This window comes from Siphonobacter sp. (assembly GCF_048595215.1).
Lineage (GTDB): Bacteria > Bacteroidota > Bacteroidia > Cytophagales > Spirosomataceae > Siphonobacter.
This window is the reverse complement of sequence record NZ_JBMDWJ010000102.1, coordinates 1-21,506: the sequence shown is the minus strand read 5'-3', so window position 1 is coordinate 21,506 and position 21,506 is coordinate 1. Positions and strand designations below refer to the sequence as shown.

Sequence of the window (21,506 nt, the reverse complement as noted above, 5' to 3'; positions counted from 1 at the left end):
ATGAATCACCGCTATACTTGAATCCTATTCAACCAAGTAGTTCCACGTATAGAATTGTAGAAAATTAAGTCATGAACATTATTATTCCCATGGCAGGGATGGGTAAGCGGATGCGGCCTCACACCCTCAGTATTCCCAAGCCCCTGATTCCCATTGCCGGAAAACCCATTGTACAACGGCTCGTAGAAGACATTGCCCAAGTATGCGGTACCCCCATCGATGAAATAGCCTTTGTCATTGGTGATTTTGGTGAAGAAGTAGAACAACGCTTACTGGCCATTGCCGAATCAGTCGGAGCAAAAGGCCGTATTTGTTATCAGCATGAACCCCTTGGAACGGCTCACGCCATTTTATGCGGGGCTGAAAGTCTGAAAGGAAATGTCATTGTTGCGTACGCCGATACCCTGTTCCGGGCGGATTTTAAGCTGGAAACCGATCAGGACGCCATCATCTGGGTACAGGCGGTGGAAGATCCGAGTGCTTTTGGCGTAGCTCAGGTAAACGAAGCGGGCGAAATCATCGGTTTCGTGGAAAAACCGCAAACCTTCGTATCGGATCTGGCGATCATCGGTATCTACTACTTCAAAGACGGTGAAAACCTGCGAAACGAATTGCAGTACCTAGTCGATAACAATATCAAAGTTTCGGGTGAGTTCCAGCTTACCGATGCCATTGAAAACATGCGTCGGAAAGGCCTGAAGTTTGTACCGGGTCAGGTACAGGAATGGCTGGATTGCGGCAACAAACAGGCCACGGTAGAGACCAATCGCCGTTACCTGGAATTCGTCCGCGATCAGAACCTCATTCACGAGTCCGTAAAGCTGATCAACTCGGTGGTCATTCCCCCCGTATTCGTGGGTGAAAATGCCGTCATCGAAAATACGGTACTCGGGCCGCATGTTTCCGTGGGTAAAAAGACGAGCGTGAAGGATTCTGTGATCCGCAATTCCATTGTGCAGGAGAATACAGTCATTGAAAGTGTCAACCTGGAAAATTCCATGGTGGGCAACTTCGTTCACCTGACCAGCAAAGCCGCCGATTTGAGTGTCGGCGATTATAACTCGATTACGGTGTAAGCTAAATAACCCAGCCGTTCGTATCTGCTTAGAAATGACGGGCGTAGCTTTACGGCGAGCCCGTATTTTTATACTTTCAGTGCCTACAGGCCTTTTTTTGTGGGTATTGAAAGTATTAATTTTTGCTTTCAATTCGTTGAAATACAGTAAATTGTAAAAGTAAAAAGCTCCGAAGGTTATTTTTTCGCAATCCAGAGCCCACTGACAGCCTCTATGAAAGCAGTTGCCCTAGCCGTATTGATGGCTTTTTTAGCCGGGCCTACGATTGCCCAGCAAAAAAAGAAAAAAGAAGCACCTACGGCGGAGCAAATCGCCGAGGCAGAACGCGTATTTGCGGAAGGGATGAAGTTTTTTGTGCAGGATGATTTCGAGCAGGCCATTCCTGCCTTCCAAAAGTCCCTGGAAATGTCGCCGGAAAATTCCGGGGTTAGTTATTCCCTAGCCAAAGCCTACGACAAGAAGGGAGATACGGACAAGGCCATGCCGCACGCCGAAAAGGCCTTTCTGCTCAGCCCCGAGAATAAATTCGCAACCACCTTACTGGCCGATATTTACGAGAAAAAACACAAGTTTGCCGAGGCCGCTAAGCTGTATCAACTGCTAGCGACGCGGTACCCCGAAAATACGGAATACGCCATTGAATTAGCCTCGCTGTACTTACAGCAGGATCAGTACGCCGAAGCACTAAAAGCGTACGACAAAGTGGAAAAAACGCTGGGACTTTCGGAGGAAATTACCCAGCAGAAGCAAATGGTACTGCTCAAGCAGGGTAAAGTAAACGAAGCGATCAAGGAAGGCGAACGACTCATCAATTCCGATCCTTCGGAAGTAGAATATCTAGTGGATCAGGCCGAACTGCTCATGACCCATGACCGCTCGGAACAGGCCATCCCCGTTCTTGAAAAAATCCTCCAGCTTCGCTCCGACAACGCTCAGGCCCACATTATGCTGGCGGAACTCTACCGCAAGAAAGGCGACCTGAAACGCTGTAATGAAGAACTGGGCAAAGCCTTTGCTGACCCTTCACTCGATGCCACGACGAAAGCCCGCGTACTGACGAGCTACATGGCCATGTTGCCGCAGGAGAGTCAGAATGAGGACGTACTTACCTTTGCCCGCAGTCTAGTACAAAGTCATCCGGAGCAGTCCCAGGGACACGTCATTCTCGGTGATTTACTGGCTCAACGCAATGACAAAGCCGCCGCCCGGGATAGTTACGCGAAAGCGGTTCGGCTGGATGGCTCGCTCAACGAAGTCTGGCAACGCGTTATTCAACTCGATGGTGATCTTAACCAGATGGATAGTGTCGTCACGCATGCCGAACAGGCTTTGGAAGTATTTCCCAATCAGGCCGTATTCTGGTACGCCAGTGGCTCGGCTAATCTGGCAAAAAAGCAGTATAAAAAAGCGGCGGATGCCTTGGAAGAAGCCCGACGTCTTTCGAGCGATACGAAACTACTGACCTTCATTCACGCCCAGCTAGGCGATGCGTACAATGCGATGGGTAAGTTCGAAGCTTCGGACGCAGCCTACGAAGACGCCCTGAAAATTGACGCGAATAATGAGCATGTCTTAAACAATTACGGTTATTTTTTGTCTCTGCGTAAGGTTAAACTCGATAAGGCTACCGAAATGACGAGCCGCCTGGTGAAACTGTTCCCGCAGAACGCCACGTATCTGGATACCCATGCCTGGGTGTATTTTGCTCGCGGTGAGTATGCCATGGCCCGTACGTTCCTGGAAAAAGCCGTCAAACTCGACGCTTCGAATGGAACCATTTGGGAACATTACGGTGACGTACTCTTTCAGCTAAACGACAAAGAGAAAGCGTTGGAACAGTGGAAAAAGGCAAAAAGCCTGGGCGTAGCTTCGGAGCGAATCGAGAAGAAAATATCCACCGGATCGCTGTAAGGTAGTGATTGCATTGGCAGGATCGGGTGAGTGAGGGAAAGACCGCACTTGTAACAATTGACCATGAAGCATTGGTTTGTATATCTTTTTTTAGGAATAATTCTGAGTACGACGGTAAGTTGTAAGCGGCAGAAAACGCGTAAATCAGCTCCGATGGCCCGCATCGATTCAGCCAATGGGCCTACGGAAGTTACGAAGTTGCCTACCATTCGGACCCCAGAGGGAGTCAATGAGAACGTAGCCATCGATGAGGTCGATTTTACCTACTTGGTGGCTCGTTCCAAAGTGTCTTTCCGTTCCAAAGCAGATGGTATTGACAATGCCGATTTAACACTCCGCATGAAGAAAGACAGCCTGATCTGGTTTACGGCCGGTCAGTTTGGCATTACCGGAGCCCGGGGTCGTATCACGCGGGATTCGGTTACGATTGTCGATGTGCTGCACCGGAGTTACATGCAACTCAGCTTTCCACAACTCAGTGCCCGCCTGGGTATTGAAGTCAGTTATGATCTGCTACAATCCATTATCATTGGTAGTATGCCCTGGAAAAGCCAGATCGAGCAAATTCAGAAAGACAGCAGTACGTATGTCCTGCGGCAACGTTCGGGACCCGTACAGATTGCCAATTATCTCAATCCGGCTACTCGTAAAATTGTACAGGTAGAAGCTTCCGAAGGCTCGCGTCGCTTACATTTGTCGTTCCAGGAGTTCACGACCCTTGAACGTTTTCTGTTCCCCTTTAGCAGTACGTTGACTTTGGAGGGAAAAAATGCGTCGGGAACGCCGCAACAAACCATTGTCGAACTCCGGCACCGCAAAGTGGAGCTGACCAATCAGGTACAAACCTTTCCCTTCAGTATTCCCTCGCGGTATACCCGTAATTAGCCAAGTCGTAATTTATTCATAGTAGTGGTTCAACTTTTGCCTTTTCACATTTTGCGTATTTTCCCAACCTTTTCTTTGGTAAAGCGAATCATACAGCCAAAGCTGATGGGGCTGGGCCTTTTACTTGTTCTGGTAGGTTTTCAGCCCGTACTGGCCCAGCGGGGAAAAAAGAAAACGCCTACGCGTCAGCAGTCCGCTGCTGGAAAAGCAAAAGCGAAACAGGCTCCCGCGAAGGCTAAGAAACCGACGAAACCCCAACCGGCTCCGAAAAAAAACACCACGCAAAGACCCACCACCCGGCGTACCTCGCGAGCAGAAACAGAGGATACCGAAGTCTCCTTACGACAAAGCCGTCAGCAACTCGAAGCCGAAAAACGCCGAAATCAGGAACGTATTACGGAGATCAACCGGGTACTCAACCAGACGGCCAGCAAAAAAACGGCTACGCTGACTGAACTCAAGGCTCTCAACAGCAAGATCGAAACCAAATCCAAACAGATTGATCTGCTTTCCCAGGATTTAAACCTGTTGAATCAGGAAATGCGGGGGTTGGCCGTACAGTCCGGCAAATTGGCCCGCGACCTGAAAAACCTGAAGCGGGAGTACGCCTCCATGGTATACGCCGCATCCAAGACAGCCAACACCTACAACAAGCTGAGTTTTCTCTTTTCGGCCAATAGCTTTAACTCCCTGGTGATGCGGTACCAGTATTTGCGTCAATACACGGAAGCCCGCGAAACGCAGGCCCGGCACATTGAGCAGGTACGCGGCGAACTCGCTACCAAGCAGCAAACCATCAAATACAAGCAGGTTCGGAAAACCGACGTCTTACAGGCTCAGGTAACGGAAACTAAGACCCTGGAGGTTACTAAGGAACGACAAGCCGCCGTAGCCAGTGAGCTGAGTAAGCAGGAAACTACCCTGAAAGGAGAACTGGGCGAACGGACCAAGGCTGTCAACCGACTGGATAACGCCATCGCCAATGTAATTGAGCGGGAAATTCAGCGGGCTGCCCGTGAGCGGGAGGAGCGACTCCGGCGGGAACGCATTGCCCGCGAGCAGGCCGAGCGGCAGGAAGCTGCTGCCAAAGCTCGAGCCGAAGCCATTGCCAAAGCCCGAGCGGACGCTGCCGCCAAAGCAGCGAAAGCCGAAACGCCCGAAAAAGCGAAAGAAATCATTAAAGAAGCTGAAGAAGAAGTCGCGAAAACGCCCGAAGTACGGCCCGCCGAACCTACCCGGGCTAGTATTGGAGCGGCTCCAGAAGCCGAAGCTGGGGCTTCGTTTGGCTCTTCGCGGGGACGGCTGCCCTGGCCGGTTCGTTCCGGCTATATCTCCGAACACTTCGGTCTGAATTCTCCCATGCCGGGTATCACAACCCGTAACTTAGGGGTGGATATTGCTACCAACGTTGGGGAGCCCGTTCGGGCCGTGTACGAAGGCATTGTACGGAACGTCATGTCCGTACCGGGCATGGGAACCGTAATTACCGTACAGCACGGCGAATACTTTACCATCTACGCTAAGTTAGCCAGTGCCTCGGTATCCGAAGGACATCGGGTAAAAGCTCGGGAAGTGATTGGAACCGCCTTGTCGGATCGAAATGGTGGAGCGGAAATTAACTTCCAGATCTGGAAAGGTCGCGGTAAGATGAATCCGGAAGGTTGGCTGGCAGGAAAGTAACCCAGTTCATCCGTACATATACAAAGAAAAAGCCGCCCGAGGATACCGTGGGCGGCTTTTTCACTAGGTGGAAGTAATTACTTTTTAGAACCTCCTTCCAGTTCTTCTATTAGTTTTTCCAATATTTTGGATTCCGTATTTGGAAAATCTGCGTCTTCACGAACACTCGTACTGGAAGGTTCTTCATCGTTACCTTCTTGATTATCTTTGGGCTGAGGGTCAGGAGTAGCCGAATTACTCCAGAGATTTGTTGAGTTCATAAGGATTCGCTTTACTACTACTTACAATACATTAAAAAAGTATTCCTTTGGGGAAAAAGCTACCCGCCTTTTTCAGAAAAACGTACTAAATCTTTTCCTGAACATCCATTGTTAGGTAAGACTACAGGAAGGGGCCTTGGTCAAGTTTAACCTTGAATGGATACGCTCAAAAACCGAATCATCGCTGCATCGGGCACATTTCCCGCCAAATGTAATTGAATAATTTTTGAATTATTTGTACCTTTTTTATGATTTTTGTAATAGTTTGTTCCGCTATACCCTAGACCATGCTTAGCCATGAAAAGACGGCTTCTTCATACGGATGAAAATCTGCTGCTGCTACTTCGTCAGAGCAATGCTCAAGCATTTGAAGAAATTTACAACCGGTATTGGTCGAAACTATACAGTCAGGCCTATAAACGCTTAAAATTCAGAGATAGTACCGAAGAACTCATCCAGGAGCTATTCGCCGATCTATGGGAAAGACGAGCCGAACTACTCATCACTTCTTCCCTCGAAGCGTATTTAAGAACGGCAGTAAAATATCTGGTGATCAACTATTTCCAGCGGGAAGAAGTTCGTCATCGGTACTTAGCCTATTACGAACAAAATAAGGATACGGAGACCTCTTGTACCGAAGAAGAATTAGCCTTCAATGAGTTAGAAAATGTCTTACAGCAACACGTTGCGTACTTACCTCCGCAAAGTAAAAGAGTCTATGAGCTGAGTCGACAGCATCACCTGACGATTCCAGAGATCGCTCAGCGGTTAAATATTTCGGAGAAAACGGCTGAAAATCACTTAGGTAGAGCTCTTAGAGCCTTGCGTAGCTCCCTGCGAGAATATGTCAGTGTCTTTGTTTTATTTATTTTCTCATAAAATTTTAAATTTTTCAGGGACAGGCTTGGGGGTAAACCCTGCGTTGACACACTTAGTATATAGAAGAACCACTTGTACTTTCGCTGTCTAGGTATGAAGCCACTCTTACCCATTGCGTTACTAGAAAAATACACCGCTGGGAAAGCTTCTCCAGAGGAACGGGAGCAGGTGGAACGATGGTACCAGTCCTTCGAGTCCGATAAAGATTTATCCGAATCTTGGCGTGCACCCGAAAGGGAAGAAATACAAAAGGAGCTATACAGTAAAATTACCGAACAAGTCGGCCTCGCCAAGGAGCGTTCCCTGTTCGACTGGAAACGGGCCATCGCTATCGCTTCTGGAATTGTCTTGGTTCTGTCGTTGGGTTTCTATGTCTGGAAGCGGGAAACGACGGGACTGCAACCGATGGTTTACGAGAATCCAACGACAGAACTGAAGCGACTCACGTTACCCGACCAATCCCAACTATGTCTGTATCCCGGTGCACGGGTCAACTTAGCTAAAGATTTTGGCGATGATACCCGCTCTTTAACGCTAACGGGGATTGCCTTCTTTCAGGTCCAGCGTGATGAGCGTCGCCCGTTTATCATTCATAGCAAAGGACTGGTAACGCAGGTGCTGGGAACCAGCTTTCTGATTGATGCAAATCCGACTTCGCGTAGGGTAGAGGTTTCGGTGCTTACGGGGAAAGTACGGGTGAAAGAAGAACAGTCGAAAAACTATATCGTGCTGTTACCTAAACAGAAAGCATACTATCAAAAGGGGGAAGAGACCAAAGTATATGAAACGTCAGAGCGAGATCCTTCAAAGGTCTGGGAGAAAGGCGATTTCGTATTTGTAGATACGCCCCTAAGTGCTATTACGGAGGCTTTAACCCAGCGATTTGGCGTTGTATTCGAGGTAGAAGACGAAAAAATTTATCAGTGCCAGCTCTCTGCTCATTTCACCAATCAAAATTTACCTGATATCCTGGAAATGATCAGTAAATCACTTAACATTTCATACGAGCTTAACCAGAACCGAGTCATCGTTAAAGGTCAGGGTTGTTCCCTATAGTTACAGAATCCTCTTTTCATTTAGTATCCTCTATTTTCTAAAAAGAAGAAGGGTGGTACCAGCACCCTTCCTCACCTCCGGCATCACTCTCATCGAGTGACAGGGAGCTTATTGACTCAATTCACCCTAAATCTATGAAGCAAAATCTCCTTATTTCACCATTCGTTGGAAAAATTATGCGGATCGCACGCATGCAGCTTTTCTTCTTACTTCTGGTCAGCATCGGGAAAGCAGAAGTAACCCATGCTCAGCCTGAAATTGAAAAAATAATTTCCGTAAACTGGTCCAATGTTACCCTGAAACAAGCGATTCAATCGCTGGAAAAACGGGCTTCGTTGCATTTTGTCTATAGTCAAAATGTCATTGCACTGGATCAGAAAGTGAACCTGGTCAGCAAACGTGAAAAGGTAAAAAACATTCTGGATCGCTTGCTTCTGCCCTTGCAAATCAAGTATGAAGTCATCAATGGAAACATTGTACTGAGTCGGGTTCTGTCCTCAACCGTGACCACACCCGCTTCAGTCCTGGCTATGTCGGTCCAGGAACGAGGGTCCCCTTTACCATCCGTAGCGTTCCAACCCCTGCCGGATCGGATCGTTCGTGGACAGATTACTTCTGAAACGGGCGAGGCCTTACCCGGCGTCAATGTTATGGTGAAGGGTACGACCGTGGGCGTCAATACCAATAACGATGGGAACTACCAGTTGTCGGTACCGGAGGGTTCATCCGCCATTTTAGTAATAACCTCCATTGGCTATCTCAAACAGGAAATTCCGCTGGGCAGTCAAACGCTGGTGAACGTACAGCTTAAACCCGACGAAAAAGCCTTACAGGAAGTCGTAGTCGTAGGGTATGGCGAACAAAAGAAGGTAAGCTTCACCGGCTCAGAGTCCATCATCACAACCCGTGAATTGAAGCAAAGTCCAACGGCTCTGCTGAGTAATGCTCTGGGTGGGCGTATGGCGGGGCTGGTTACGGTGCAGCGTTCGGGAGAGCCCGGCTACGATGGGGCGAACATTTGGATCCGGGGCTTGGGTACTTTCGGTTCGAACCAATCGCCGTTGGTACTCGTGGATGGGGTAGAACGGGATTTCAACAACATCGACCCGCACGAAGTGGAAAGCTTTACCATTCTTAAAGATGCCTCTGCTACCGCCGTGTTTGGGGTACGAGGAGCCAATGGCGTGGTACTGGTAAACACGCGTAAAGGGACGGGAGGCAAGCCCAAAGTATCGTTTACCGTGGAAAAAGGTTTTTTAAGTCCGACTCGTTTGCCTGAATATGTAGATGGACACACCTACGCTACGCTATACAATGAAGCAAACCGGAATGCAGATTTACCGCTGCCGTTTACCGACGAGGTCTTGCAGAAAATTAAAGATCAGAGTGATCCCCTTCGGTACCCTAACGTAGACTGGATGAAGCTCATGAAGCGGTCGGCTGGTCAGGAGCACGTAAACCTTAACATTTCGGGTGGAAACACAACGGTACGGTACTTCGTCTCTACGTCCTATTTCCATGACAAAGGTTTTTTTATTGAAGATCCCCGCAACGCCTATTCAACCAATCTGGGTCGCCGTCGCTTCAATTTAAGAACCAATGTCGATATCAATCTCAGTAAAGATCTGGAGTTGAGCATTGGCATTACGGGCATTACTGAAAACCGGAATTTTCCTGGAACCGGGACGCAGGAGATTTTCAACCTGATGAATAAAGCAACCCCGATTCTGTATCCAATGGTCTATCCAAATGGACGTATACCTGGTACCGTTGCTTCTGCCCAGCAAAATCCGTACGGCCGACTCACGCAAACTGGCTACGCCACCGAGTTCAGAGGAACGACGCAGGGAACCTTTGGACTGAAGTATAATCTCGGCCGATTAACGAAAGGCTTGAGTGCGATGGGGCGTTTTGCTTTTGATAGCTATAGTAGTAGTAATATCGCTCGTAAGAAAAACTTTGAAACGTGGCTGGTTTCTGCCGAGAATGATCCCACAACCGGCGAGCCGATCTACAATCTGACGGCTGAAGGAGACAAGTTTTTAGGCTACGGTATTGATACCTGGGGTGAAAGCCGCAGTTACCTGGAAGCCAGCCTGAACTATAGTCGCAGTTTTGGAAGGCATGACATTGGCGGGATGCTTCTCTACAATCAGGGGGGCCGACAGGCTACGGCTGGTTCAGCCATCGGTTCGTTACCTTACCGACGGATGGGTCTGGTCGGAAGAGCTACCTACGGCTGGAAAGAGCGGTATTTTGCCGAAATTAACTTTGGCTATAATGGTTCAGAAAATTTTCCACGGGGTAAGCGATTTGGCTTGTTCCCGGCTTTCTCCGGCGGATGGGTCGTTTCGGATGAACCATTCTTCAAGAATAACGTGCCCTTTATTTCGCTGCTAAAACTGAAAGGCTCTTACGGAATTGTAGGGAATGACCAGATCAACGACCAGCGGTTTATGTACCTGACGACCCTAAAAACAACCGATGGCTACCTGTTTGGAACCGAGTTCAATAATGGAATCGGAGGCATTATGGAAGATGCCATTGGTAATGCCAATATCACCTGGGAGACTTCTCGCAAGACGAATGTGGGCATGGAACTGCGTGCGATGAAAGATCGAATCTCCCTGATGCTTGACTTTTTTCGGGAGTACCGCACGAATATTCTTACCCAACGCGGAACGGTACCCGAACTTCTGGGAATTCAATCGCTGCCTTATGCGAATATCGGCATTGTAAACAATAAAGGCATTGATGCGACCCTGACGTATCGAACGTCCATTGGAGCCGTCCGAATGGATCTGAAAGGAACGTATACGTTTGCCCGTAATCGCATTATCCATAACGACGAACCTTCACGCCGCTATGATTATTTACGCCGGACGGGCCAGCGAATTGGTCAGCCTTTTGGTCTGGAGGCTATAGGGATCTTTAGCAGTCAGGAAGAAATCGATAGCAGCCCCAAACAGGTTTTTAACTCGACGGTTGTTCCGGGTGATGTCAAGTACCGGGATACGAATAACGATGGAACGGTAGATATCTATGATGAAAAGCCCATTGGGTTTTCTAACATTCCCGAGATGGTTTACGGCTTTGGGGGAACCTTCACCTATAAAGGATTTGACTTGTCCTTTTTATTCCAGGGCGTGGGTAATGTATCCGTGTTCCGCAACTTCGAGGGCTATATTCCTTTTGCTCAGGGTCAGTTTGGGAATGTCCTGCAGGTAGCTTTAGATCGCTGGACCCCAGAAAATCCCAATCCTAACGCTTCGTTCCCAAGACTGTATCCCGGAAATAATGACAACAACTATCGCAACAGTACCTTCTGGCAAATCAAGGGCAACTATCTACGCCTGAAAAACGCCCAGCTCGGCTATACGATTCCGAAACTCTGGGCTCAACGGATCAAGGCTGATAATATCCGGCTGTACGTGAATGGCCTGAACTTACTGCTTTGGGATCGGATCAAACTCTATGACCCGGAGAGCGGCGACGGTGCTGGAAAATATCCGCCGTCACGCGTTATCAACATGGGCCTCAATGTGAACTTCTAAGACTATTAAATGTATGAAAAAGATAGTAGTACGATTCCTGATTCTGGTTACCGTTAGCCTATTTACTTCCTGCGAAAAGTACCTGGATAAAGCTCCCGATGAGCTTTTATCGTTGGAAGTCACGTTCGCCAATCGTCAGTACACGGAAAACTTCCTGTACCGCATTTACGCGTATTTACCCAGCTATAACTTCTGGACGGATCTTCCTTACAATGGTTTGGCCGATGATACAGACATTACCTGGAATCGCAGCAATTATCCTAGCTACGATATGAATTTAGGTAACTGGAATCCAACCACGGGTCTGGTGACGAACCTTTGGAAAAATTATTATCAATCATTCCGGCAAATTGCCATTTTCCTGGATAATGTCGATAAAGCCCCGATTTCTACGCAAAACAAGACGCTCTACAAGGCTGAAGCCAAATTTTTGAGAGCCTATTATTACATGAATCTGGTTCAATTGTACGGGCCGGTTCCGCTGATTCTGGATCAGGTATCCTTTGAAGCCAGTACCTTCAATATTCCTCGTAATACGTTCGACGAGTGCCTGACCCAAATTTTGAAAGACCTCGACGAGGCGGCCACAGACTTGCCCCTCAAACATGAGAACATCTGGGCTGGAAAACCTACCAAAGGAACGGCTCTGGCGATGAAAGCCCGCATCCTGCTCTGGGCTGCCAGTCCATTAGTTAACGGAAATCCTGACTTGGCTGGACTAGTGAATCGCGACGGGAAAGCATTATTCCCTACCGCTTACAATAAAGAGCGGTGGCAATTGGCCAAGGCAGCCAGTAAGGCCGTGATCGATCTGGGTATCTATAATCTGTATACCGTACTGGATGATAAAGGAGCCGTCAATCCCCTGGCTTCTTACAAAGGATTGTTTATCAGCCAGTACGCCAATGAAGAAATGATCTGGGGACGGAATCTGGACGGGGGTAATTCCCTGGTACTGGATCGGCACTGTATGTTACGCAGCAAAGGCGGATGGAATGGCGTAGCGGTTACACAAAAATCAGTCGATGAATATGAAATGGCGAATGGAAAAGCCATTACGGAGGCGGGCTCGGGCTACGTGGAAACCGGTTTCTCCCAACAGGCTACGACTTACGCCCCCAAAGGGACCTGGAACATGTACGTGGGTCGTGAGCCTCGTTTCTACGTAACGGTCAATTACTCCGGAGCACCCTGGTGGGACAATACCAAGGCGGAATTCTTTTATAAAGGAAAAGACGGGAAGGAAGTCGGCCGGGATGACCATTCCCGCACGGGTTATCTGCTGCGTAAATTCATAGACCCTGCCAGCGATCCGATCGCCAACCGGAACCGGGCGAAACTATTCCCCTACATTCGACTCGCTGATATTTATTTGATGTACGCCGAGGCTTCTAATGAACTCGAAGGACCAACCGCTGATGCCATTGGGTATGTGAATAAAATCCGTTCAAGAGCGGGGCTCCCTGCTCTAGCCTCCGGTCTTTCCCAAACCGAGTTTCGTAAGAAAATTCAGCATGAGCGGGCGATTGAACTGGCTAACGAACAATTACGCTATTTCGATTTACGTCGCTGGAAACAGGCCTCGGAGCTAAAGGGAAGTTTTGAGGGCATGTCCGTTGATTTGGGCTCCAGTGCAACCGACGAAAGTTTCTTCAAACGAACCACTTTTGAAACCAGAGTTTTTGAAAATAAGCATTACTGGTGGCCCATTCCCCAAAGTGAAGTGGATAAAAATCAGGCGATGGTTCAAAACCCCGGCTGGTAAGGAAGGCTCTTACGTTACGCCTCCATGCCGTAAGAAAGTGCTTGCAGACCACTCACGCTCGTTCAGGGCGGGTGGTCTGCCTGGTTTTAGGAGTTATCTCTCCAGTTTAGGCAGCAACGACCTGCATTAACGTTTATTTAAAGTCTTAGACTCCAGGATTTTAAAAAACTTTTCTCGGTACGTTTCACCCAACGGAATCGCCGTTTTTTTATCCAGAAAGACCTCATTGCCTTCAATGTACTGGAGGCGATCCAGAGCAATCAGATAGCTTCGGTGAATTCGCATGAAGCGGCGTTCGGGCAAGCGTTCTTCCACTTCTTTCATGGTTAGTAAGGTGACCACGCGGCCCTGATCCGTGTAAATGCTCACGTAGTTGCCCAGCCCTTCCACGTACTGAATGTCGGAAAGCGTAATCCGCTGGGTACGGTTATCGGCTTTGACGAAAATGTAATCCTCTTCAACGGCTTGCGTAGGCACGGTTGGATTAGGTGGCGTAACGGGAGAACGCTGGTCCACAGCTTTCTGGGCGGCTTTGAGAAAGCGGTCAAACGCTACGGGCTTGAGTAGGTAATCGACCACGTTGTGTTCATACCCCTCCAGAGCGTACTGACTATAAGCCGTGGTCAGAATGACTTTAGCCCGACCGTTGAGTACCTTGATAAAATCCAGCCCCGAAAGCTCCGGCATGTGAATGTCGAGAAAAATCAGGTCAATGGGCTCGCTGTATACTTTTTGCAGGGCTTCAATCGGCCCCAGGCAACGCCCCGCCAGTTTCAGGAAAGGCGTTTGATTGACGTAGTGCGTCAGAATGTCGAGAGCAGCGGGCTCGTCGTCGACCAGTAGGCAATTCAATGGATACATTAGAGTTGGATTTGAAGTTCAGCGGTATACGCCTGGGGCTGATCGTGTAAATTCAGCGTATAGCGGGAAGGGTAAGCCAGTTCGAGTCGCCTGCGAATATTATCCAGCCCAATACCCGTCGATTCTTCCTTCGGTCCCTGCCGTTTTTTATTACGAACGAAAAAGGAAAGCGTTTCGGAATCAACCCGTAAGTTAATCTGTAAAGGGAAACCAGGGTCGTGTAACTCGCCGTATTTAAACGCATTTTCTACAAAAGTGATCAAAAGCAGGGGCATGATGCGACGAAAGGCGGGACTGCCTTCCACCGTAAACTGCACTTGTAGGCGATTGGCGAACCGCAACTGGTTGAAATCCACAAAATTCTGTAAATGCCGTACTTCGTGTTCCAGAGGTACTTTCGTTTCGGATTCCTGTAGCCCATACCGCATAATTTCCGAAAGCAGCAACGTCGCCCGCGATAGATTTTCGGACAAAGGCAGGGCCTGAGCGTACAGAAAGTTAAGACTATTGAAGAGAAAGTGCGGGTTAATCTGATAGCGAAGGGTCTGAAGTTTCGCCGCGGTGACTTCATTTTCGAGTTGTTGCTGGCGTTGGATTTCCCTTTGCCGTTCCTCACTCAACCGACGGAGTTTCTGCTGATCCCGTACCGCCTGTAGGGCATAGCCATAAATAAAACTGATCAGAATGGGATACGCTTCGCTCGACAAAGTACGGGCCATGCCGTAACCAGTCAGTTTAGCCACGGAAATCGTACGGAAGTCCGCTTGGTTGGCCAACACGTTGATGCCATCCAGGTACGGCGGCCAGCCTGCTTTCACGGCGATACCGAAGAGGATGCCTTTCGTAATGGCCGAAATCACGCCAATACCCAGGGCACTCACCACGGCTACAATCAGCCGGTTTTGGGATAAAAAACGGAAACTGCTGCGTAAACATAGGTAAAAGGCTGCTACCGTTGGAACCAGCAGGAGCAGTTCCATGGGCAGATAAAACGTTTTTCGAAAGAAATCAAACAGGTTGGAAAGGAACAGATACGCTATCCAGCCCATCAGGTGACCCAGGACCAGACGGGCAGTTTTTGAGGGCTGTATCCACTGACCCAGCCGTTTGGAAAAGAGCGGCAAGGGCTGCCTGCCCCGTTGATACCAAAGCATGAGTACTGTAAAAATTAGTCCTTCCCCTAGGGTTAAGCCTAGATTCAGCAGGATCCCAACGATCTGAGGTAATACGTGAGCAAAGGCCGGTTTGCTTTCCATCAACCCATCCCGAAAGCCCCGCTGGGCATCGGAATTCGTTGAAAAGAGTCGATCGACCGGTGTATACTCCAGCAGGAACCAGGAACGGAACGCGATCCCGATTCCGAGTAGCAGGAGCGTAGCCAGTAGAAACTCCGCCCGTTTGCTTTGCTGCCAGTAAGGGAGGCAGACGTAATACTGACTGACTAACAACAGTACACCCGAGCTGATAAAGACCAGAGCGTAGGTCCGTAAATACGTAGCTCCGTCGGCGACGATCAATCCGTAAAAGATTAGCCCGTACAGGCCAAACGCTGCGACGAGTCCCAACCACTTCGGCAACGCTTTTATAAACAGGGGCATACGCAGGAGTTCAGAGAAAATCAAAAGTACGCAGAAAAGCAGTGGTCGACGGGTTTGTATGATCAATCCCCCGTCCGCATGGATGAATCCCCGTAGCCTTTGTACGAACCCTGCCGCACTGGGCGAATCCCCGATTCAGTCGGACGAAGCCTTTTACCCGGTGTAACCCGGCTTCATCACGGCGTAGGCGGGCTTGGTCATCTTAACTTTTCTAAGCCCCGGAGAGCGGCCAATTTTGGATCATCAATCACACACAAACCATCCAAAATCATGAACACTGCCATTCGTCTGAGATTAGCCACGGCTGTACTGACCCTTCAAATCTTGGTAAAACTGGTTCAGGGTAGCCAGAAACTAGCTAACCTGGACTTCGGAAAATTTATGGATAAGTCCATCTGGTACAACCTCGGGTACTGGGGAGCAACCAGCGTTCTGAATGTCGTTCTCCCGGCCTTTTTGCTGGTTGTACTGGTGACAACGCTGGTACAGGCCTTCCGTAAATCCACGATCCTCTAAACCCACGACCTACGCATGAAAACACTGTCACTTTCCTCGTACACCTTCCAAACGACCTACGCGGGCCGCCGTTCTTTTTCACCAAAAGCCCTATTCAAAGAGGTATTGCGATTCCTCCGCCATCCTAAAATACAGGCTTCGTCTGAATCATCGCTGGTTAGCCGGGTGCGTCAGGTGGGGGTACTGACGGTGGCGAATTTCTTCCTGGCAACGGGCGTGGGTCTACTACTGACCTTTCTGCAACAGCAGGGCATGCTGGAAAAAACCGAGCTAAGTCCGGAATACAGAAAGTTATTTGAGCATTTGCCGATGGCCCTGCTGGCGGGCGTAGGCATTGCTCCGCTGCTGGAAGAATTTCTATTTCGGAGCTGGTTACGCAGTCCCCATCAGGCTTTGTACGTGCTTAGTGCTTTGCCACTCTATGGCTTGTTTGTCGTCCTGCAACCGGTATGGACCATGCCGGTGCTTTATTTCTGGCTGGGGTATCTAGTCATCGGCATCCTGATCGAAGGACTGGGACGGACGCGAATTCATCGACTCGATGCGGCTTTGTATCCCTTCTTTTCCCGAATCTTTCCCCTGCTATTCTACGGCTCGGTATTGATGTTTGGCTTCGTTCACGTGAGTAACTATACACACGTTCCGCTGCTGCTGTACCCGCTGGTTACCTTACCCCAATTGATCAGCGGTTGTTTGCTGGGCTACACCCGGATGCGGTACGGATTCTGGTATGGCGTAGGGCAGCATGGTCTGCATAACCTGGTTTGTATTCTAGTCATGTTCTTGTTTCAGTAATAGGCGTATGAAAAGAGATCGTTCGCTCCAACGCTATTTCGTTTACTTCTTAGGCTATGCTCTATTGATGCAGGGCATTGGCGTAGGCATGGAAGTCGTGTATCCCTGGCTCAAAGGCCATCCCTGGTCGGAGGCGTGGGCTTCGTATGCCGGAATTAGTAAAACCCTGGCGATTGCTATCCCGGCTGCGTGGACCTACGTTCAGCAGCAAAAGAAAAATCCCCGGCCAAGCAGCCGGGGATTGTAAGAAAAATTAAATCGCCATCTCAGCGGATTCCGGTAAGGGCTTTCCCTCGGCCGGGTCCACTTTTCCGAACCATTTCATCCGTACTCGTTCGTTGATGTAGTACAGACAGGGCACCACGATCAGCGTTAGTACCGTCGAGAAAATAACCCCGTAGATGATCGTCCAGGCCAGGATATTCCAGAATACGGCACTATCGCCACCAATCACAATATGCGGATTGAAATCGCTGAAGAAACTAGCAAAATCTACCGTCAGACCAATGGCTAGCGGAATCAGACCCAGAATTACCGCCGAAGCCGTGAGCAGTACGGGCGTCATCCGAATCCCACCGGCTTCAATAATCGCCTGCCGTAGCGGGAATCCCCGTTGCCGAAGCTCTTCGGTAAATTCAATCAGCAGAATCCCGTTTTTAATTACGATACCCGCCAGAGCGAAAATCCCCACGCCCGACATGATGATCGAAAATGTCTGGTTGAAAATGGTAAAGCCCAGCAGTACCCCAATCAGCGAGAGTAGAATAGTACTGAAAATAATCACGGGCTTAACGGCCGAGTTAAACTGCGTAGCCAGTACCAGATAAATCAGCAGAATAGCTCCTAGAAAGGCACTGCCCAGGAAGTTGGAGGTTTCGGCCTGAGCTTCCTGTTCGCCGCCCAGGGCCATCGTATAGCCGTTGGGGAGTTCCATCTGGTTAATGACCTGTTGGAGCTGAACGTTGATTTCGTTGGCATTGGCTCCGGGCACTACGTCCGAACTCAGCGTAATGACCCGCTCCTGATTTTTCCGGTTAATCTGGCTGAACGTGGTGGAGTAGCTAATGTTGGCTACCGACGACAGCGGTACCTGCCGCAGTTGTCCACCCAGGTTCATATCCCGGTACACCACGTCCTGACTCAGTAATCGCTCAATCTGACTGCGGTCATCGGGCTTCAGGCGAAGCATGATCGGGTACTCATCTTTGGCATCCCGGAACTTGCTGATTTCCAGACCAAACAAAGCGGTACGGATGGCTCCGGCAATTTGCTGGGAGCTAATGCCTTCGCGTTGGGCCTTGGTCCGGTCAATCTGTACGATAATTTCGGGTTTGTTGGTGATCAGGTCGGATTTCAGCTGATCGATCCCCGTAATGCCCGATTCCTTGAGCTTTTGCCGAAATTCCTTTTCAATCTTCATTAGCGGCTCGAATTCATCCCCGGCAATTTCTACCTGAATGGGTTTCCCCGTCTGCGGTCCGTTCTGCTCGCGTTCCACCGAGATTTCCGTACCCGGAATGCCCTGCATGGCGTTGCGTACTTTCTCCAGAATGGCCTGCGAAGAAATATCTCCGCGGTCGGTACTTTTCACAAACGCAACGGTCACTTTCGATTTATGCGGTGTATCCGAACGGTCGGGATTGAAGGGATCGCCCGCATTCTTACCCACGTTGGAAATAACGGAGTTCACGGCTTTCGTGGCCTGATTATCCGCCAGAATCTTGAAGACCCGCCGCTCGATTTCCTTCGTGACGCTATCGGTTACGACGGCATCCGTACCGACTGGCATGACGTTGTAGATGTAGATGTAATCAGGCTCGCCGCTGGGGAAAAAGACCACTTTAGGCTGCCGAATCGCCGTGGCGACGATCGCCACAATCAACAAGCTAAAGGCCGCGACAACGGCTACTACGGGACGCCAGCCCTGAATCACCCAGCTGACCAGCCGCCGGTAGCCGTGCTGTAGTTTCGGCAGGATGTTTTCCTGGAAAGGTACCAGAATCCGCGGCGTCAGGATGAAGTGATTGAAATAGTACAACAGCAGCAGGAACACGAAAAAGTTACCCACACCCCGGTTAATGAAGTAGCCTACCAGTGCCAGTGCCAGCATGGCAAACGTGGGTTTGCGGAGCTGTTGCCAGTGTTGTTTCTGTACGTGTTCGCCGTGTTCATCGTCGTGCCGGGTCATGAAGCTGACCGCAAAGACGGGGTTCATCACGTAGGCAACGAATAGCGAAGCAAACAGCGTAATGATGAGCGTGATGGGCAGGAATTTCATGAATTCGCCTACAATGCCCGGCCAGAATAACAGCGGGAAGAAGGGAGCAATCGTCGTGAGGGTACCCGAAAGTACGGGCACGAATACTTCACCGGCGGCGGCTTTGACGGCCTGTTTGATATCCCAATCCTTGTGCTGATTAAAGAGGCGGTGGGTGTTTTCAATCACTACGATGGCATCATCCACTACGATCCCTAAGCCGAGCAAAAAGGCGAACAGTACCAGGGTGTTGAGCGTAAAGGCCGAGCCAATCAGCGGACCTACGAGCGGGAAGCAAACAAACGCCACCAGCGTCGACAGCGGTACCGAAAGCCCTACGAAAATGGCATCCCGAACGCCCATGAAGAACATCAGCACCAGTACCACGAAAATGAAACCGAGGATGACGGTGTTAATCAAATCGTGAATGTCGGCTTTGGTTCGTTCGGACTGATCCGCGGTAATCTGTACCTTCAAACCCGCCGGAAAACGATCCTGCTTGTACTCTTCGATGATCTTTTCGATGCCTTCGGAGGCGGAGATCAGGTTGGTTCCGGCCCGCTTGATGACGTTCAGCGTAACGACTGCCTTGTTGTCCAGACGGGCGAAATCCTGCCGTTCTTCGTAGCTGTCCTGTACGTCAGCTACGTCGCCCAAACGAACCGTTGCTCCTGTGGACGTGCGAATCTGTAACTCCCGCATTTGGGCCACGTCGGTGAATTCACCCTTGACACGAAGCGTACGCCGAACGTTATCTACATTCAACTCGCCGCCCGAAATGTTGATGTTTTCACCCTGAACGGCCTGCTGAATATCGTAAAAGCTCAATCCCGTGGATCGCATGCGAGGCAAGTCCACATTGATTTGAATTTCCCGCTCCAAGGCTCCGACAATATCCACGCGGCTGATTTCGGGCAGGCCTTCCATGGCATCCTGTAAATCCTCGGCGTAATCCTTGAGTTTCTGCAAGGGGAAATTGCCCGCCAGATTGACGTTCATAATCGGAAATTCCGAAAACTCGACGTTCTGAGCCGTGGGTCCGGCATCGAGTTCGGCGGGTAAATCCTGCTTTGATTTGTCGATGGCGTCGCGTACCCGTTGCAAGGCAACTTCTGAGTTGACTTCCGGCAAAAATTCTACCAGAATGACCGACACATCATTCAAGGCATTCGACTTGACCGACTTCACCCCCGAAAGCGACTTCAACTGCTTTTCGATGGGTTTATTGATCAGGTTTTCAATATCCGCCGGAGCCGTACCGAAGTAGACCGTATTGATGTACACCTGCGGTACCTTGATGTCTGGAAACTGCTCCTTGGGCAGGTTCGTGTACACCAGAAACCCCGCCAGCGTAATGATGACCGTGAAGATGTATACGGTCGTTCGGTTTTCTACGCACCAGTTGGTAAAACCGAGGGTTTTGTATTCTTCAAATTTCATTGCTTGGATGGTTGAGAGAACGCGGGGACAGGCCCCGCGTTTCGTTAGTAACTAACCGCTTGTCCGTCCGTTAACTCCTGATAGCCCACCGTGATGAGGGCATCACCGGCTTGCAGGCCTTCCGTAATTTCGATCTTCCCGTTGTAGCTCAGGCCGGTTTTCACGGGGCGGGCTTTGGCTACTTTCCGGTTGCCTTCGCTCGTGGCTACGTACACAATCTGACCATTTTCGGTGTTTTGAATCAGGTTCTGGTCAATCACCAGTGCATTGGTCTTCGTGACGTCATTGATGAGTACCTGGGCCAGCATATTGGGTTTGAGTTCCTTACTGGGGGGTAGGGTCGCTTCAATGGTGAAGGTTCGCGAGAGTGGATCTACCGTCGTGGCAACAAAGCTGAGTTTCGCTTTCATTTCTTTGTTCAAATCCGGGAGCTTGATGGTCACGGCGTCGCCCCGGCGAATGTTGGCGGCGTAGGTATCGGCCACTTTCGCCATTACCTTCAGACTGCTCAAATTAACCACGCGGAGTATACTTACCCCCGGCGTTGCCATCATACCCACTTTGCCGTCGACCTGATCGACCGTACCAGCGATGGGAGAAGTAACCTTCGACTGATTGAGTTGTACCTGCAGTGTCGCAATCCGTTTTTCCAGAGCTTCCTTGTTGTTTTTAGCCTGGAGATACTGAATCTCCGTACCGATCTGCTGATCCCAGAGGCGTTTCTGTTTTTCGTATAGGGTACTGGCCAGCGAAAGCTGATTCTTGGTTTCCTCCACGGATTCCCGTAAAATGGCATCATCAATTTTAGCCAGTGGCGTACCCACGGCCACCGCATCGCCTTCCTTGACGTAAATGGCTTTGATTACACCCGAAGCCTGCGGACTCACCTGCACGTTGTTCTTTGCATCTACCGTACCCTGCACCTCAATCAAGTGTTCAAAGGTACTGGGTTGCAGCGGCGTTACCGAGACGG

Annotated in this window: 16 protein-coding genes; 11 read left to right on the top strand and 5 right to left on the bottom strand. The window is 49.8% G+C overall.

Annotation, left to right across the window (positions count from 1 at the left end; all coding sequences use genetic code 11):
* The first annotated feature begins 71 nt into the window (after positions 1 to 71).
* The 4 genes from ACOJTG_RS05820 (at position 72) to ACOJTG_RS05805 (ending at position 5,552) form a co-directional block, all read left to right on the top strand.
* Positions 72 to 1,076, top strand: a complete 1,005-nt coding sequence (locus ACOJTG_RS05820) for a sugar phosphate nucleotidyltransferase (RefSeq protein WP_420152952.1) — start codon at positions 72 to 74, stop codon at positions 1,074 to 1,076.
* 213 nt (positions 1,077 to 1,289) lie between these two features.
* Entirely contained in the window at positions 1,290 to 2,987 is a 1,698-nt protein-coding gene (locus ACOJTG_RS05815) for a tetratricopeptide repeat protein (protein ID WP_420152951.1), read from the top strand.
* Between the two features lie 153 nt (positions 2,988 to 3,140).
* The gene (locus ACOJTG_RS05810; protein WP_420152950.1) at positions 3,141 to 3,872 is read left to right on the top strand and encodes a DUF4292 domain-containing protein; all 732 of its coding nucleotides are present in this window, start codon (positions 3,141 to 3,143) and stop codon (positions 3,870 to 3,872) included.
* Positions 3,873 to 3,977: 105 nt separating this feature from the next.
* Positions 3,978 to 5,552, top strand: a complete 1,575-nt coding sequence (locus ACOJTG_RS05805; RefSeq protein WP_420152949.1) for a murein hydrolase activator EnvC family protein — start codon at positions 3,978 to 3,980, stop codon at positions 5,550 to 5,552.
* A 77-nt stretch (positions 5,553 to 5,629) separates the two neighbouring features.
* Here the strand turns inward: ACOJTG_RS05805 and ACOJTG_RS05800 are convergent, their stop codons facing one another.
* Complete coding sequence (locus tag ACOJTG_RS05800) at positions 5,630 to 5,812, bottom strand: hypothetical protein (protein WP_094814866.1); 183 nt, start codon at positions 5,810 to 5,812, stop codon at positions 5,630 to 5,632.
* 297 nt (positions 5,813 to 6,109) lie between these two features.
* Here ACOJTG_RS05800 and ACOJTG_RS05795 point away from each other — a divergent pair, with 297 nt between their 5' ends.
* From ACOJTG_RS05795 to ACOJTG_RS05780, 4 genes are all read left to right on the top strand, one after another.
* Entirely contained in the window at positions 6,110 to 6,691 is a 582-nt protein-coding gene (locus ACOJTG_RS05795; protein ID WP_420152948.1) for an RNA polymerase sigma-70 factor, read from the top strand.
* Between the two features lie 93 nt (positions 6,692 to 6,784).
* Positions 6,785 to 7,747: a FecR family protein gene (locus ACOJTG_RS05790; RefSeq protein ID WP_420152947.1), complete on the top strand. Its 963-nt coding sequence runs from the start codon at positions 6,785 to 6,787 to the stop codon at positions 7,745 to 7,747.
* Between the two features lie 176 nt (positions 7,748 to 7,923).
* The gene (locus ACOJTG_RS05785; protein ID WP_420152946.1) at positions 7,924 to 11,301 is read left to right on the top strand and encodes a TonB-dependent receptor; all 3,378 of its coding nucleotides are present in this window, start codon (positions 7,924 to 7,926) and stop codon (positions 11,299 to 11,301) included.
* Positions 11,302 to 11,314: 13 nt separating this feature from the next.
* The gene (locus ACOJTG_RS05780; RefSeq protein WP_420152945.1) at positions 11,315 to 13,066 is read left to right on the top strand and encodes a RagB/SusD family nutrient uptake outer membrane protein; all 1,752 of its coding nucleotides are present in this window, start codon (positions 11,315 to 11,317) and stop codon (positions 13,064 to 13,066) included.
* Between the two features lie 126 nt (positions 13,067 to 13,192).
* Here the strand turns inward: ACOJTG_RS05780 and ACOJTG_RS05775 are convergent, their stop codons facing one another.
* Complete coding sequence (locus ACOJTG_RS05775; protein ID WP_420152944.1) at positions 13,193 to 13,927, bottom strand: LytR/AlgR family response regulator transcription factor; 735 nt, start codon at positions 13,925 to 13,927, stop codon at positions 13,193 to 13,195.
* The gene (locus ACOJTG_RS05770; RefSeq protein ID WP_420152943.1) at positions 13,927 to 15,525 is read right to left on the bottom strand and encodes a sensor histidine kinase; all 1,599 of its coding nucleotides are present in this window, start codon (positions 15,523 to 15,525) and stop codon (positions 13,927 to 13,929) included. The genes ACOJTG_RS05775 and ACOJTG_RS05770 overlap by 1 nt, the downstream gene beginning before the upstream one ends.
* 270 nt (positions 15,526 to 15,795) lie before the next feature.
* On the opposite strand from ACOJTG_RS05770, the gene ACOJTG_RS05765 reads away from it, so the two are divergent.
* The 3 genes from ACOJTG_RS05765 to ACOJTG_RS05755 are packed head-to-tail and all read left to right on the top strand — an operon-like array spanning position 15,796 to position 17,083.
* Positions 15,796 to 16,041, top strand: a complete 246-nt coding sequence (locus ACOJTG_RS05765) for a hypothetical protein (RefSeq protein WP_420152942.1) — start codon at positions 15,796 to 15,798, stop codon at positions 16,039 to 16,041.
* A gap of 15 nt (positions 16,042 to 16,056) precedes the next feature.
* Positions 16,057 to 16,836 (top strand): hypothetical protein, encoded by a 780-nt coding sequence (locus tag ACOJTG_RS05760; RefSeq protein WP_420152941.1) that lies wholly within the window; start codon positions 16,057 to 16,059, stop codon positions 16,834 to 16,836.
* A 7-nt stretch (positions 16,837 to 16,843) separates the two neighbouring features.
* On the top strand, positions 16,844 to 17,083 hold the full coding sequence (locus ACOJTG_RS05755) for a hypothetical protein (RefSeq protein WP_420152940.1): 240 nt from the start codon (positions 16,844 to 16,846) through the stop codon (positions 17,081 to 17,083).
* 6 nt (positions 17,084 to 17,089) lie between these two features.
* Here the strand turns inward: ACOJTG_RS05755 and ACOJTG_RS05750 are convergent, their stop codons facing one another.
* Together ACOJTG_RS05750 and ACOJTG_RS05745 are read right to left on the bottom strand one after the other, a co-directional pair.
* Positions 17,090 to 20,533: an efflux RND transporter permease subunit gene (locus ACOJTG_RS05750; protein ID WP_420152939.1), complete on the bottom strand. Its 3,444-nt coding sequence runs from the start codon at positions 20,531 to 20,533 to the stop codon at positions 17,090 to 17,092.
* Between the two features lie 44 nt (positions 20,534 to 20,577).
* A partial coding sequence (locus ACOJTG_RS05745) for an efflux RND transporter periplasmic adaptor subunit (protein WP_420152938.1) occupies positions 20,578 to 21,506 on the bottom strand: 929 nt, incomplete at its 5' end.

What these genes read in the sequence shown, in the direction of transcription:
- ACOJTG_RS05820 (WP_420152952.1), top strand. Translation starts at nt 72, where the DNA reads ATGAACATTATTATTCCCATGGCAGGGATGGGTAAGCGGATGCGGCCT.
- ACOJTG_RS05815 (WP_420152951.1), top strand. Translation starts at nt 1,290, where the DNA reads ATGAAAGCAGTTGCCCTAGCCGTATTGATGGCTTTTTTAGCCGGGCCT.
- ACOJTG_RS05810 (WP_420152950.1), top strand. Translation starts at nt 3,141, where the DNA reads ATGGCCCGCATCGATTCAGCCAATGGGCCTACGGAAGTTACGAAGTTG.
- ACOJTG_RS05805 (WP_420152949.1), top strand. Translation starts at nt 3,978, where the DNA reads ATGGGGCTGGGCCTTTTACTTGTTCTGGTAGGTTTTCAGCCCGTACTG.
- ACOJTG_RS05800 (WP_094814866.1), bottom strand. Translation starts at nt 5,812, where the DNA reads ATGAACTCAACAAATCTCTGGAGTAATTCGGCTACTCCTGACCCTCAG.
- ACOJTG_RS05795 (WP_420152948.1), top strand. Translation starts at nt 6,110, where the DNA reads ATGAAAAGACGGCTTCTTCATACGGATGAAAATCTGCTGCTGCTACTT.
- ACOJTG_RS05790 (WP_420152947.1), top strand. Translation starts at nt 6,785, where the DNA reads ATGAAGCCACTCTTACCCATTGCGTTACTAGAAAAATACACCGCTGGG.
- ACOJTG_RS05785 (WP_420152946.1), top strand. Translation starts at nt 7,924, where the DNA reads ATGCGGATCGCACGCATGCAGCTTTTCTTCTTACTTCTGGTCAGCATC.
- ACOJTG_RS05780 (WP_420152945.1), top strand. Translation starts at nt 11,315, where the DNA reads ATGAAAAAGATAGTAGTACGATTCCTGATTCTGGTTACCGTTAGCCTA.
- ACOJTG_RS05775 (WP_420152944.1), bottom strand. Translation starts at nt 13,927, where the DNA reads ATGTATCCATTGAATTGCCTACTGGTCGACGACGAGCCCGCTGCTCTC.
- ACOJTG_RS05770 (WP_420152943.1), bottom strand. Translation starts at nt 15,525, where the DNA reads ATGCCCCTGTTTATAAAAGCGTTGCCGAAGTGGTTGGGACTCGTCGCA.
- ACOJTG_RS05765 (WP_420152942.1), top strand. Translation starts at nt 15,796, where the DNA reads ATGAACACTGCCATTCGTCTGAGATTAGCCACGGCTGTACTGACCCTT.
- ACOJTG_RS05760 (WP_420152941.1), top strand. Translation starts at nt 16,057, where the DNA reads ATGAAAACACTGTCACTTTCCTCGTACACCTTCCAAACGACCTACGCG.
- ACOJTG_RS05755 (WP_420152940.1), top strand. Translation starts at nt 16,844, where the DNA reads ATGAAAAGAGATCGTTCGCTCCAACGCTATTTCGTTTACTTCTTAGGC.
- ACOJTG_RS05750 (WP_420152939.1), bottom strand. Translation starts at nt 20,533, where the DNA reads ATGAAATTTGAAGAATACAAAACCCTCGGTTTTACCAACTGGTGCGTA.